Raw genomic sequence first — 13,121 nt, forward strand, 5'->3', positions numbered from 1 at the left:
TATCGGGGGTAGCGCTGGCACCACCCCCAAGACGGGTCTCAGGGCCAGTTCGCGCGGCGCCTTCGGCTTCTACTGTCGTTGTACAAGGCAACCGAACCGAAGAAGGAGCGCACGATGACCCCCGCATTCCGTCGTCTCGCCGGCCGGCTGGCAGTGGCGGCCGTCGCCACCACCGCCCTCACCGGCGCCGCGATCGCCGGTGGTCAGGCAGCCAACGCCAGCACCACCTGCGCCGACTCCCCGATCATCAAAACCCTCGACATGGTCCTCTCCGTCCGCACCGGCCCCACCCCCGACAGCCGCACCTGCCGCTGACTTGGCAATTCTGTCCAGTCTGTCTAGACTGTTTCCGACAAGGAGACGGTGATGACGGTTACGGCGGGACAGTGGCAGCTGCAAGAGGCGAAGCAGCATTTCAGTGAGCTGATCCGGGCTGTCCGCACAGAGGGTCCACAGTTCGTCACCAAGCACGGGCAGCAGGTCGCCGTCGTGCTGGACATCGTGGACTACCGGCGGATGACTGGAGTGGAAGTGGTGGACTTCAAGAGTTTTCTGGGCGCGGCTCCAGATCTGAGCGAGCTCGATCTCGAGCGCTCGCCGGCTCCCGCGCGGACGGTCGACTTCGAGTGAGCTACCTGCTCGACACCAACGTCATCTCGGAGTTCCGCCGGAAGTCGCCGAACGCGGGTGCGAGCGGCTGGCTGGAGACGGTTCGCTCCGGGCAGTTGTTCCTCAGCGTGCTGGTCGTCGGCGAGCTCCGGCAAGGGGTCGAGCGGCTGGCCCGCCGCGACCCGAAGCAGGCTGCGGCGATCGAGAGCTGGTGCGAGCGCCTGGTGAAGGGATACTCCGACCGGATCGTTCCGATCAGCCAGGAGATCGCCGATACGTGGGGCCGGCTGAACGCGGCGACCCCGTTGCCGGTGGTCGACGGGCTGATGGCGGCAACCGCGCTCGTGCACGACTGGACTCTCGTCACCCGGAACACTGCCGACGTCGAACGCTCCGGCGCGCGGGTGCTGAATCCGTTCGCATCCTGAGCAGTGGTGAGCGGTGGTGACTGCTGGTGAGTGCTGGTGAGTGCTGGTGAGACCGCTGTCCGGGTGGTGGGTTGGGCGTGAAAGGATTGGGGCATGCTGCGTTGGCTCACGGCCGGCGAGTCGCACGGACGGGCGCTCGTCGCTGTACTTGAAGGTCTTCCCGCCGGAGTAGAGGTCACGACTGAGGACGTGGCCGATGCTCTTGCCCGTCGGCGGCTCGGTTACGGCCGGGGTGCCCGGATGAAGTTCGAGCGGGACGAGGTGACCTTCGTCGGCGGCTTCCGGCACGGGCTGTCGCTCGGTAGCCCGTGCGCGATCCAGGTCGGCAACACCGAGTGGCCGAAGTGGGAGCAGGTGATGAGCGCCGACCCGGTCGACGCCGACACGCTCGCCGGCCTGGCCCGGAACGCGCCACTGACCCGCCCGCGGCCCGGTCACGCTGACCTGGCCGGCATGCAGAAGTACGGCTTCGACGAGGCCCGCCCGGTGCTCGAGCGGGCCAGCGCCCGCGAGACCGCGGCCCGGGTCGCGCTCGGTGAGGTCGCGGCCCGGTTCCTCCGGCAGGCGTACGGCGTGACGATCGTCAGCCACGTTGTCGAGCTCGGTACGGTGAAGGCGCCGTACGGCGTGATCCCGACGTATGCGGATGTGGCGAAGCTGGACGCCGACCCGGTGCGCTGCCTGGACCCGGACGCGAGCAAGCAGATGGTCGCCGAGATCGACGTCGCGCAGAAGGCCGGCGACACCCTCGGCGGTGTGGTCGAGGTGGTCGTGGACGGTCTCCCGCCGGGCCTCGGCAGCTACGTGCACTGGGACCGCCGGCTGGACTCCAAGCTGGCCGGCGCGCTGATGGGCATCCAGGCGATCAAGGGCGTCGAGGTCGGCGACGGCTTCGACCTGGCCCGGACGCCGGGTTCGCAGGCGCACGACGAGATCGTCGCCGAGGACGGTACGGTCCGCCGCACCAGCGGGCGCTCGGGTGGTACCGAGGGCGGCATGAGTACGGGCGAGACGCTCCGGGTCCGCGCCGCGATGAAGCCGATCGCGACCGTTCCGCGGGCGCTCCGCACCATCGACACCGCCACCGGTGAGGCCGCCGCCGCGCACCACCAGCGGTCGGACGTCTGCGCCGTACCGGCCGCCGGGATCGTCGCCGAGGCGATGGTGGCGCTGGTGCTGGCCGAGGTCGCGCTGGAGAAGTTCGGCGGCGATTCGGTCAAGGAGACCGCGCGCAACCACCAGACGTACCTGGCGAATCTGCCGGCCACGATCACCCCGCGGGAGTGGGAGTGAGCCCGAGAGCCGTCCTGGTCGGCCCGCCCGGATCGGGCAAGTCGACGATCGCCGCGGTGCTGTCCACGCGGCTCGGCGTCAAGCACCGCGACACCGACGCCGACATCGAGGCGACCGCGGGCAAGCCGATCTCGGACATCTTCGTCGACGAGGGCGAGCCGCACTTCCGCAAGCTGGAGCGGGAGGCGATCACGGCCGCGCTGCAGGCCGACGGTGAGATCCTGTCGCTCGGCGGCGGCGCGATCCTGGACGCCGAGACCCGCGCGGACCTGGCCGGGCAGCACGTCGTGTTCCTGGATGTCAGCCTGACCGAAGCGGCGAAGCGCGTTGGTCTGAGCGTTGCCCGCCCGCTGCTGCTCGGGAACGTACGGACCCAGTTGCGCAATCTGATGGAAGCCCGCCGCCCGTTCTACGACGAGGTCGCCACGCAAACCGTGAGTACTGACGGCAAGACCCCCGAGCAGATCGCCGACGAGATCCTGGAGAAGCTCGGATGAGTACGACCTGCATCCGCGTCGCAGCCGCCGCGCCGTACGACGTGGTGATCGGCAACAACCTGCTCGGCGAGTTGCCCACCCTGCTCGGCGATGACGTGCAGCGGGTCGCGGTGATCCATCCGCGCGCGCTGCGATCCACCGGCGACGCGATCCGCGACGATCTGACCAGCGCCGGGTACACGGCACACGCGATCGAGATCCCGGACGCCGAGGAAGCAAAGAGCGCCGAGGTGCTCGCGTACTGCTGGTCGGTGCTCGGGCAGGCCGGCTTCACCCGGTCGGACGCGGTCGTCAGCGTCGGCGGCGGGACCACCACCGACCTGGCCGGCTTCGTCGCGGCGACCTGGCTGCGCGGCGTCAAGGTCGTACACATCCCGACCACCTTGCTCGGCATGGTCGACGCGGCAGTCGGCGGCAAGACCGGCATCAACACCGCCGAAGGCAAGAACCTGGTCGGCGCCTTCTGGGAGCCGGCCGGCGTACTGTGCGACCTCGCCGCGCTCGAGACCCTGCCGGCGAACGACTACGTCAGCGGCCTGGCCGAGGTCGTGAAGTGCGGTTTCATCGCCGATCCGGTAATCCTCGATCTGGTCGAGAAGGACCCGGCCGGCGTCACCAGCCCGGCGTACGCGGCAACCGAGGAGCTGATCGCCCGCTCCATCCAGGTGAAGGCGGACACCGTCGGCGCCGATCTGCGCGAGCGGACCACCGCGGCAGGCGGCGCGATCGGCCGCGAGGCGCTGAACTACGGCCACACCCTCGGCCACGCGATCGAGCGAGTCGAGCGGTACAAGTGGCGCCACGGCGCCGCGATCAGCATCGGCATGGTCTTCGTCGCCGAGCTCGCCCGCGCCGCCGGCCGCCTGGACGACGCCACCGCCGACCGGCACCGGACGGTACTGGAGTCCCTCGGCCTGCCGGTCACATACCGCGCCGACGCCTGGCCGCACCTCCAAGACGCGATGAAGCTCGACAAGAAAACCCGCGCCGACCGCCTCCGCTTCGTAGTCCTGGACGCCCTGGCCAAACCAACCATCCTCGAGTCCCCCGACCCAAGCCTCCTAATAGCCGCCTACACCGAACTAACCTAACCCGCCCCACCCCACCCGCGCACCACCGTCCCACCCCACCCGCGCGCCGCCGTCCCACCCCACCCGCGCGCCACCGCCCTGCGCCGCGCCGCCCCGGTCCTGCGCCGTCGTCCCGCGCCGCGCCGCGCCGCGCTCTCCTGTGCTGTCCCGCCCGGTCCCTGCACCGCCCCCACCCCGCCCCCGCGCCGCCCCCGCGCCGCCCCGCGCGGGCCCGCCCGGTCCTGCGACGTCTGAGGGGCCAACCCCTGAGTTGGTGGGTTTGGCCGCGAGTTTCTCAGGGGCCAACCCATCAACCGAGGGGCCGACCCCTGAGCCGATGCCCGCGCCGCACCGCACTGCACCGCCCCACGCCGCCCCCACGCCGTCCCACGCCGTCCCGCGCCGTCCCGTCCCGGTCCTGCGACGTCTGAGGGGCCAACCCCTGAGTTGGTGGGTTTGGCCGCGAGATTCTCAGGGGCCAACCCATCAACCGAGGGGTCGACCCCTCAAACGATCGCCGCGCCGCGCCGTCCAGCGCCGTCCAGCGACGCCGCCCTCGCGTCGCCCTCGCGTCGGCCGCGCCCTCGCGTCGCCCTTGCGCCGCCCTTGCGCCGGTCCGCGTCGGCCCGGCCCGGGCCTGTGTCGGCTGAGGGGTTGGCCCCTGAGGTGGTGGGTTTGGCCGGGAGATTCTTGGGGGTCAACCCGTTGGTTGAGGGGCTGACCCCTCAGACGGGGTGGTGGTGGTGCGGGTGGGGTGGGTGGGCGGTCACATGGTGGGCAGGGGGTTGTTGGTGGGGGGTGGGGCGGTGAGGATGCTGAGATTGCTTCGGAAAGGGCTTTCCATATGTTTGATCGTAAGCATCGGATTGCGATTGTCGGGACCGGTGGGATCGCTGGGTCGCATGCACGGGCCGTTCAGTCGTTGCCGGATCGGGCTGAGCTGGTCGCGGCCGTCGACGTGGACCTCGGTCGGGCGAAGGAGTTCGCCGCCCGCTGGGACATCCCCGCGACGTACCCGGACCTGACTGCCCTCCTCGCCGCCGAGGAGGTCGACCTCGTTCATCTGTGTACGCCGCCGAGCTCGCATGTACCGCTCGCGGTGGAGTGCCTCGCGGCGGATGTCGACGTGTACTTGGAGAAGCCGCCGACGCTCTCCCTGGACGAACTCGACATCTTGCTGGCGGCGGAGCGGAAGTCCGCGGCGCAGGTGGCCTGCGTCTTCCAGCATCGGTTCGGATCCGGCGCGGTCCGGCTGCGTGAGTTGCTCGTGGACGGTGTACTCGGCCGGCCGTTGGTTGCCCTGTGCAACACAGCCTGGTATCGCGATGACGAGTATTTCGCGGTGCCGTGGCGCGGGACGTTCGACGTCGAAGGCGGCGGTCCGACGATGGGGCACGGCATCCATCAGTACGACCTGCTGCTGTCGATCCTGGGTCCTTGGCGGAAGGTGACCGCATTCGCGGCGCGGCAGGCGCGGCCGACGCAGACCGAGGATGTGTCGATGGCGCTGGTGACGTTCGAGAACGGCGCGGTCGCGTCAATCGTCAACTCGCTCGTGTCGCCGCGGCAGACCTCGCAGTTGCGCTTCGACTGCGAGCACGCGACCGTCGAGCTCGAGCATCTGTATGGCTACAAGAACCCCGACTGGACCATCACGCCCGCGCCGGGCCACGACGAGGTCGCGACGGCCTGGTCGACTGACTTGCCCGATGTGGCGAGCGGGCATTCCGCGCAGCTCGCTGCGATCCTGGACGCCAAGTCAGCGGGTACGCCGGCCCCGGTCGCCCTCGCCGAAGCGAGGAACACGATTGAACTGGCGGCGGCCATCTACGCGTCAGCGTTCACCGACAAGCCGATCCACCGCGGCGAGCTCGCCCCCGGCACCCCGTACGCGCACCGCATGGGCGGCCCCGGCGCCCCTTGGAGCCAACTCGGCCGGAAGGGCACCGGCGCTCCCTGGAGCTAACTCGGCCGGAAGGGTCCCGGCGGAGCTAGCTCGGCCCGCAAAGCCCCAGCTGACTCGGCCGGGTGGGCCTCGGCGCCCCTGGAGCTAACTCGGCCGGGTCGCCCCAGGAGCTAGTTCCATCGGCAGCGGTTGGTTGTGTACGACGTGCAGTCGCGACACCGCGCGGGTGAGTACGACGTACAACCGGTTCAGCCCGCGCGGTTCAGCCGCGATGATCTCGGCAGGCTCTACGGCGATCACGTGGTCGTACTCGAGCCCCTTCGCGAGCGTTGCCGGGACCGCGGCCACCCGGCCGTCGTCCTCCGGAGCCGACACCTCGATCCCCGCCGCCTTGAGCGCGTCGGTCAGCCCCGGGAGCTGGTGATCAGCGGCGATGACCCCGATCGATCCCTCGGAGCCGAGCGCGTCCCGGACGGCGGTCACGCACGCGACGGCGAGGTCGTCGGCGGCCGTGATGGTCAGCCGCCCGTCGGAGCGGAACGAGGTGGTCGGCGGGACATCGACGTGGAGCGCGGTGAGCAGGCGGTTCGCCAGCTCGACAACGGTCGCCGGCACCCGGTAGCCGGTGCTCAGGGCAACGATCTCCGCGGCCGGTTTGCCGAAGTGCGTGAGCTGCGTACGCCAGTCGGTCGCGGCCCATGGCGTCGTACCTTGGGCCAGGTCGCCGAGGACGGTGATCGAGCTGTGCTCACTGCGCCGGGCGATCGCGCGGCACTGCATGGGGGAGAGGTCCTGCGCTTCGTCCACGATCACGTGGCCGTACGTCGCGCCGCGCTCCAGTAGCGCGCTGACCTCGTCGAGCAGTACGGCATCCGCCGCCGTCCACCGCGCGCTCTTGGCCTTGCGCGGTCGCGGCCAACTGATGGACCGCTGCTCGTCCTTCGACAGCAGGCCATCTGCGGCGGCCGCCAGCTGATCGGCGTCGCTGAGCAGTTCGGCCATGACCTCGTCCGCCTTCAGGTTCGGCCAGACCGCGTCGACATCCGGCGCCACTGTCCGTGCCATCCGGCGGAGCCAGGCGCCGTTGCAGTTCTGCCCGCGCGCTTCGGCCTGCCGTTGCAGCGCGGCGACCACTCGCGCGATCACGCGTTCCCGTCCGGTCAGGTACGTCGTCGCGTAGGCCTCTGCTTCGATGACCATCTCGGCGAACTCGTGCTGATTGACGCGCCACTTGTACGACTGATCGCTCGCCACGACAGCCTGGTCCGGCCGGCCGATCCGCGCGTACACGGCGTTGCGCAGTACGCCCGCCATTCGTACGTCGTGCTTGACCACGGCAGCGGCTGGTTGATCCGTCGCGCGGACCTCGCGATCCAGAAGCTGCTCGACCGTCGTCTGCTCGACGTCCACCTCGCCGAGCGTCGGAAGGACGGCGGAGATGTAGTGCAGGAACGCCCGGTTCGGTCCAAGGACGAGTACGCCGTTGCGCTGCAGGCGGGACCGGTACGCGTACAAGAGGAAGGCCGCGCGATGCAGGCCGACCGCGGTTTTGCCGGTTCCCGGTGCGCCTTGGATGCAGACCGATGCGTCGAGTCCGGTCCGTACCAGGGTGTCCTGTTCGGGCTGGATGGTGGCGACGATGTCGCGCATCGGGCCGACGCGGGCGCGTTCGATCTCGCGCCGCACCAGTTCGCCGGTCGCGGACGGCACGCCCGTACGCAGGTGCTCGTCCTCGAAACTGGTCAGCGTGTTCGCGGACCAGCCGAACCGGCGCCGGGTGTCGATGCCGCGGGGCTGCACTGCGGACGCCTGGTAGAAGCCGGCCGACACGGGCGCGCGCCAGTCGATCACCATCGGCGGTCGGCCGATCGCGTCCGCGATGTGCCGGCGGCCGAGGTAGTACGTCTGCCGGCTGTGCTCACCGGCCTCCGCGCCGTAGCTGATCAGCCCGAAGAACGGCGGGTCGTCGCCCTCCTCGGCCAGGTCCCGGGCCAGCGTCTTCAGGTAGAACCCGAGGCTCTCGGCGGTGAACCGGTCTCCCCAGGTGTATTCGCCGACCGCCACGTTCTCCCGCGCCCCGCTGACCATTCGCCGCAGCGCCGCCCGGCACTCGTCGGCGTACGCCCGCTCCGCGTCGATGTCCCGCATTGCTCTCCTCCGCAAAAGATTAACTCGGTCAATCTTTTGCCTAGGTTAACATGTCCGTGTGACCGGACTTCGCGAGCGCAAGAAGCAGCAGACGTACGACGCGCTGTCCCAGGCGGCGATCGCGCTTTTCCTCGAGCACGGCTTCGACGAGGTCGGTGTCGCGGACATCGCGGCGGCCGTCGACGTGTCCAAGCCGACGCTGTTCAAGTACTTCCCGACCAAGGAAGACCTGGTCATGCACCGGATCGCGGACCACCGGCAGGAGGCGGCGCGGATCGTCGAGTCCGCGCCGGAGCCGCCGGTGCAGGCGCTGCGGACGCACTTCCTCACCGGTCTCGCCAAGCGCGAGCCGACAACCGGGCTGAACGACCATCCGCAGGTGCTCGCGTACTACAACCTCGTCTTCACCACTCCGGCGCTCGCGACCAGGTTGCGTCAGTTCATGGACGCCGACGAGCGGGCGCTGGCCGGCGTACTGGGTGGTGATCTCGAAGCGGAGCTGCTGGCCGCGCAGGTGCTGTCGACGCAGCGCATCCTCGCGTACCGGAACTGGCGCGCGCTCTCCGAAGGGCAGTCGGCCACCGCCCGGTACACGACCGCGGTGGCGGAGGCCGAGACCGCCTTCGCCCGGCTAGGGTGAGTGCCGTGACGGATGCGAGCAGGCGAGTGCTGGTGCTGAACGGGCCGAACCTCGGGCGGCTGGGGTCGCGGGAGCCGGAGAAGTACGGCACGACGACCTTTGCCGAGCTGGTCGGCGTGTGCGAGAAGACCGGCGCCGAGCTCGGTTTCGAGGTCGAGGTACGGCAGACCGACGACGAGGCGGAGCTGGTCGGCTGGCTGCACGAGGCGGCCGACGGCAGTACGCCGGTCGTACTCAATCCAGCGGCGTTCACGCACTACTCGTACGCGCTGCGGGATGCGATCGCGCAGCGGACCGCTCCGCTGATCGAGATCCACCTGACCAACCCGGCGACCCGCGAGGAGTTCCGGCACACCAGTGTGGTGGCCGGCGTGGCCACCGGAACGATCGCCGGCTTCGGCCTCGACTCGTACCGGTTGGCGCTCCGCGCACTTACCAGCCTGGAGTCATAACCAACGTGCCCTTTCGGGCATCGAGTAGGTATGACGGAACAACGCATACCGGTCTGGGTGCAGGCGCTGGACCCGCTGTCGCAGGTCGGGTTGGTTCACACGCTCCGGGTACGGCCGGAGGTCTGTCTACTCAGTGACGACGAGTTGGACGTACTGGTAGCGCGGCGCACTGCCCCGCCAGGGGTGGCCCTGGTCGCCGTTGATGCACTGGATGCCAGTGCGATTCAGGTACTGCGTGAGGTCACGCGCCGCGGCTGCCAACGCACCGTACTGATCGGAGGCGACGAGGTACTACTCGGTGCGGTCGACCTAGGCGTGTCCGGCGTACTGCGGCGAGCTGACGCGACACCTGACCGAGTAGTGCGCCTCGTGCAGGCCGCTGCCGCGAATGACGTCAGCCTGCCGCCCGTACTGCTCGGCCGGCTGTTGGGCACCGTGTCGCGCCTGCCCGCCCCACCGAAGCAGTCGGTGCTGTCCGACCGCGAGACACAGGTGCTCCGTCTTGTTGCCGATGGCAAAGACACCCAGGAGATCGCCCGCACGCTGTCGTACTCGGAGCGAACCGTCAAGAACGTCCTGCACGACGTGACCAGCCGCCTGCAGCTACGAAACCGCTCGCACGCAGTCGCCTACGCCCTGCGGCAAGGGCTTATCTAGCACCCGTCGGCGGCCACGGAGCTGGGCTGATACCAGCGCCGCCAGGACGATCAGGCCGCCCAGCGCTTGCAGGGCGATCAGGTGCTGGTTGAGCACCAACCAACCCAGTGTGGTCGCTACAACCGGGCTGAGCAGGCCCAGGAAGGTCACCTCGGTCGGGGCGAGCTCCCGCAGGCCGCGGAACCAAAGGGCGTACGCGACAGCTGAACCGAAGAGGGCCAGGTACGAGTAGCCGGCCAGGTTCCGGAGGGTGAGTGCGGGGATGCCGCCCTCGACCAAGAACGCCACCGGGATCAGTACTAGCCCACCGGCAACCAGTTGCCAGCCAGTAGTTGCCAGTAGGGGAGCGGGAGACGTCCAGCGCTTGCTGAGTACGACGCCGAACGCCATGACGACCGCACCGCCTACAGCCGCGAGTACGCCCCACATGTCGAGCTGTGCGGTTGCGCGGAGCACTAGTAGGCCCACACCGAAGACACCGGCCATCGCAGTGAGGACAGTGCGTACGGAGAGGCGCTGGCGGAGCAGTCCGGCCGACAGGAGGGCAACCAGCAGTGGCTGGATCGCACCGACTGTTGCGGCGACGCCACCAGGCAGCCGGTAGGCACCGACGAACAGCAGTGCGTTGAAGGCGCCGATGTTGAGTGTGCCGAGGACTAGTGCGCGCCACCACCAGCTACCGCGCGGCAGCACCCGGGTGATCGCGACTAGAAGGAGTCCGGCCGGCAGTGCACGGAGCAGCGCGGCCAGGAGAGGGCGGTGTGGCGGGAGGAGTTCAGTGGTGACCAGGTAGGTCGTACCCCAGAGCATCGGCGCGATTGCCGTCGCCAGCAGGAGGATGAAACGTCGATTGCTTAGCACTAAGACAAAGTATCTCACCGCTAAGCAACTTTCAAATCTCTCATCGCTAAGCAATCCGGCGGTAGGGTGGGTGGATGGCAGATCACGTCGACCTGGTGCTCGAGCAGTGGCGCGAGCGGCGGCCCGATCTCGACGCCACCCCGATGGGGGTGATCGGGCGGATGAGCCGGCTCGGCGCGCTCTTCGACGCCGAGCTGCGGCGGAATTTCGCGAAGCACGACCTGGACCGCGCGTCCTTCGACGTGCTCGCGACCCTGCGGCGCAGCAACGCCGAGCACAGCCTGACGCCGGCCGGCCTGATGCACTCGTCGATGGTCACCTCGGGCGCGATCAGCCAGCGGCTCGACCGGCTGGAGGCGCGGGGGCTGGTCACGCGGGCGCCCAGCGAAACCGACCGCCGCGGCGTACTGGTCACCCTGACCGACGCGGGACTGCAGCTGATCGACAAGGTGCTACCGACCCATGTCGACACCGAGCAGCAGCTCCTGGCCGGACTGTCCGCTGCCGAGCAAGAGCAACTGGCAGGTCTGTTGAGAAGCCTGCTGGAGTCGCTCGGGGACAAGCGGGACTGAGCCGCCATGGGACCGGGTGACGACTCGCGGCAGGCGGCGTCGTTGCGTGCGGCCCTGATCCGGCACCTGCTCGCGGAGGGCACGCTGCACGACGAGTGGGTCGCGGCCGCGTTCCAAGCGGTGCCTCGGCATCTGTTCGTACCGCAGGCGCCGCTGGACGTCGCGTACGCCGATGACGTCGTGCTGATGAAGCGGGACGAGACAGGTGCCGTGATCAGCTCGGTGTCCCAGCCGAGCATCATGGCGCTGATGCTGGAGCAGGCCGCGGTCCGGCCGGGTGATCGCGTACTGGAGATCGGCTCGGGTGGTTACAACGCCGCACTGCTCCGTGAGCTGGCTGGTCCGGGCGGTGCGGTGACGACTGTCGACATCGACCCGGAGGTGACGGACCGGGCGCGGGCATCCCTCGACGACGCGGGGTACGGCGACGTACGCGTGGTGCGGGCCGATGGCGCGTACGGTGATCCGGCCGGCGCTCCGTACGACCGGATCGTGGTGACAGTGACCGCGTGGGACATCGCGTCCGCCTGGCTGAGTCAGCTTCGGCCGGACGGGCGCATCGTCGTACCACTGCGGTTGCGGGCACAGACGCGGTCCATAGCGTTTGACCGGGTCGGTGACCATCTGGAGAGCCGGTCCACGACGCTGTGCGGATTCGTCAGCATGCAGGGCGCTGGTGCGCACTACGAACGGAGCACTCCGTTCGGGGAGACCGGCCTGACGTACGACGAGGACCAGGAGAACGAGCCGCGTCCGCCGGAGGACGTACTGAAGCTGCCGGCGAAGCAGGTGCGGTCAGGAGTGCACGTGGGCCGGGAGGAGCCGCTGCTGGACCTCTATCTCTGGCTGGCGAGCACACTGCCCGGGTACTGCGTGATGACCGGAGGGGAGTGGTCGTGGGTTGCTGCGGTGACTACCGCGGACAGTCTGGTTTACCTGACCACTCGGGGCCGTCCGGGTGACACACAGGTTGAGCTGGTGTGCGTGGGGCACGGTGCAGGTGCTGGTCGACTGACGAGCCGGATGCTGGAGCAGGTTCGGTTGTGGGACCGGGGAGTGCGGCATGGGCCCGGACCGGCGTTTCAGGTGCATCCGGTTGGAGCCGCGTTGCCGCCGGGGTTTCACGTCCCCCGGCGGGACAGCTACGTCACTGTGAGCTGGGGGGAGTAGTCCCAGGGCGCGGTGGGTTGCCGACGGTCTGCCAGAGCTCGTCGATGTCGGACCGGTCGTCCGGCTCGGGCTTGTCCACCCAGCCGCTGGCCCAGACGTTCTCATCCCGGTCGTCCAGGTTGAAGATCGACTCCGAGATCGCGGCCGAGCCGATGTACCTGGTGTCGTCCTGCTCGGAGTCCTCGGCAGCAGTCGTGGCGGTTGAGCTCGTGGACGCCGGCGTGGTCTTCGGTGCGACCAGCGAGCGCGCGTACGTCTGCGCTTCGAGGATGCCCAGGTCGCGCTCGTCACTCAGCAGCCGGATCGCGCCGACCTCGTTGCCTGCCTGCATCAGGGCCCGCACCTGGGCGTCGAGATCCTGCTGCGGCCGCGGCAGGTTGTTCTGCGGCGGCACATGCGCGGGCGGCTGCTGCTGGTACTGCACGGGCTGCTGGTACTGCAGCGGCTGCTGGTACGGAGCAGGCTGGTACTGGGCCGGCTGGTACTGGGCCGGCGGCGCGTACCCACCTGGCTGCTGTTGCGGCGCGGCCGGCTGGGTGTACTGGCCCTGGTGCTGCTGGGGTGGCTGGTTCAGGCCCTGCTGGGCCTGCAGGCGCTCGATCAGGGCCTGCATCTTCGGGTTCGGCTGACCGTTCGGCCGGGTGGACTTCTGCCGGGCCTTGGTGATCAGGCTGACCACGATCATCACCACGACGAAGATCACGAACTCCGTCATCGCTCGCCTCCCGGGGCCTCGGTGGACGGGTCTGAGGTGTCAGCCTACGGGTCACCGGGTCAGCTGTCCCGGAGCGAATCGGAGGAAGCGGCCTCCGAACGCT

Annotated in this window: 15 protein-coding genes; 12 read left to right on the forward strand and 3 right to left on the reverse strand. The window is 69.3% G+C overall.

The window, feature by feature from the left end; genetic code table 11:
• Positions 1-114: 114 nt before the first annotated feature.
• The 7 genes from ABD260_RS28365 (at position 115) to ABD260_RS28395 (ending at position 5,863) form a co-directional block, all read left to right on the forward strand.
• Entirely contained in the window at positions 115-315 is a 201-nt protein-coding gene (locus ABD260_RS28365) for a hypothetical protein (RefSeq protein ID WP_344238237.1), read from the forward strand.
• Positions 316-366: 51 nt separating this feature from the next.
• On the forward strand, positions 367-630 hold the full coding sequence (locus tag ABD260_RS28370) for a type II toxin-antitoxin system Phd/YefM family antitoxin (protein ID WP_344238239.1): 264 nt from the start codon (positions 367-369) through the stop codon (positions 628-630).
• Positions 627-1,037 (forward strand): type II toxin-antitoxin system VapC family toxin, encoded by a 411-nt coding sequence (locus tag ABD260_RS28375; RefSeq protein ID WP_344238241.1) that lies wholly within the window; start codon positions 627-629, stop codon positions 1,035-1,037. Before ABD260_RS28370 ends, ABD260_RS28375 begins: the two co-directional genes overlap by 4 nt.
• Positions 1,038-1,130: 93 nt before the next feature.
• Positions 1,131-2,330, forward strand: coding sequence for a chorismate synthase (gene aroC / locus ABD260_RS28380; protein WP_344238243.1), 1,200 nt, complete (start codon positions 1,131-1,133; stop codon positions 2,328-2,330).
• Positions 2,327-2,827: a shikimate kinase gene (locus tag ABD260_RS28385; RefSeq protein WP_344238245.1), complete on the forward strand. Its 501-nt coding sequence runs from the start codon at positions 2,327-2,329 to the stop codon at positions 2,825-2,827. The genes aroC and ABD260_RS28385 overlap by 4 nt, the downstream gene beginning before the upstream one ends.
• Positions 2,824-3,918 (forward strand): 3-dehydroquinate synthase, encoded by a 1,095-nt coding sequence (gene aroB, locus ABD260_RS28390; protein WP_344238247.1) that lies wholly within the window; start codon positions 2,824-2,826, stop codon positions 3,916-3,918. The genes ABD260_RS28385 and aroB overlap by 4 nt, the downstream gene beginning before the upstream one ends.
• Before the next feature lie 823 nt (positions 3,919-4,741).
• A complete protein-coding gene (locus ABD260_RS28395; protein WP_344238249.1) occupies positions 4,742-5,863 on the forward strand; it encodes a Gfo/Idh/MocA family protein in 1,122 nt (373 codons plus the stop codon).
• 84 nt (positions 5,864-5,947) lie between these two features.
• Here ABD260_RS28395 and ABD260_RS28400 read toward each other — a convergent pair whose 3' ends face one another.
• Complete coding sequence (locus ABD260_RS28400; protein ID WP_344238251.1) at positions 5,948-7,951, reverse strand: HelD family protein; 2,004 nt, start codon at positions 7,949-7,951, stop codon at positions 5,948-5,950.
• Positions 7,952-8,009: 58 nt separating this feature from the next.
• Between ABD260_RS28400 and ABD260_RS28405 the strand changes: the two genes are divergently transcribed.
• From ABD260_RS28405 to ABD260_RS28415, 3 genes are read left to right on the forward strand one after another with little or no spacing between them, the layout of a single operon-like run.
• Complete coding sequence (locus tag ABD260_RS28405; RefSeq protein ID WP_344238253.1) at positions 8,010-8,591, forward strand: TetR/AcrR family transcriptional regulator; 582 nt, start codon at positions 8,010-8,012, stop codon at positions 8,589-8,591.
• A gap of 5 nt (positions 8,592-8,596) precedes the next feature.
• Positions 8,597-9,043 (forward strand): type II 3-dehydroquinate dehydratase, encoded by a 447-nt coding sequence (gene aroQ / locus ABD260_RS28410; RefSeq protein WP_344238255.1) that lies wholly within the window; start codon positions 8,597-8,599, stop codon positions 9,041-9,043.
• 30 nt (positions 9,044-9,073) lie between these two features.
• Complete coding sequence (locus tag ABD260_RS28415; RefSeq protein ID WP_344238257.1) at positions 9,074-9,700, forward strand: helix-turn-helix transcriptional regulator; 627 nt, start codon at positions 9,074-9,076, stop codon at positions 9,698-9,700.
• Here the strand turns inward: ABD260_RS28415 and ABD260_RS28420 are convergent.
• Complete coding sequence (locus ABD260_RS28420) at positions 9,647-10,561, reverse strand: EamA family transporter (RefSeq protein ID WP_344238259.1); 915 nt, start codon at positions 10,559-10,561, stop codon at positions 9,647-9,649. The genes ABD260_RS28415 and ABD260_RS28420 overlap by 54 nt on opposite strands.
• 74 nt (positions 10,562-10,635) lie before the next feature.
• On the opposite strand from ABD260_RS28420, the gene ABD260_RS28425 reads away from it, so the two are divergent.
• Together ABD260_RS28425 and fxlM are read left to right on the forward strand one after the other, a co-directional pair.
• Positions 10,636-11,133, forward strand: coding sequence for a MarR family winged helix-turn-helix transcriptional regulator (locus ABD260_RS28425; RefSeq protein WP_344238261.1), 498 nt, complete (start codon positions 10,636-10,638; stop codon positions 11,131-11,133).
• Positions 11,134-11,139: 6 nt separating this feature from the next.
• Positions 11,140-12,303, forward strand: coding sequence for a methyltransferase, FxLD system (fxlM, locus tag ABD260_RS28430; RefSeq protein WP_344238263.1), 1,164 nt, complete (start codon positions 11,140-11,142; stop codon positions 12,301-12,303).
• Here the strand turns inward: fxlM and ABD260_RS28435 are convergent.
• Positions 12,281-13,018 (reverse strand): hypothetical protein, encoded by a 738-nt coding sequence (locus ABD260_RS28435; protein ID WP_344238265.1) that lies wholly within the window; start codon positions 13,016-13,018, stop codon positions 12,281-12,283. The two genes, fxlM and ABD260_RS28435, sit on opposite strands and share 23 nt — an antisense overlap.
• Positions 13,019-13,121 lie beyond the last annotated feature (103 nt).

Source organism: Kribbella hippodromi (assembly GCF_039531045.1).
Lineage (GTDB): Bacteria > Actinomycetota > Actinomycetes > Propionibacteriales > Kribbellaceae > Kribbella > Kribbella hippodromi.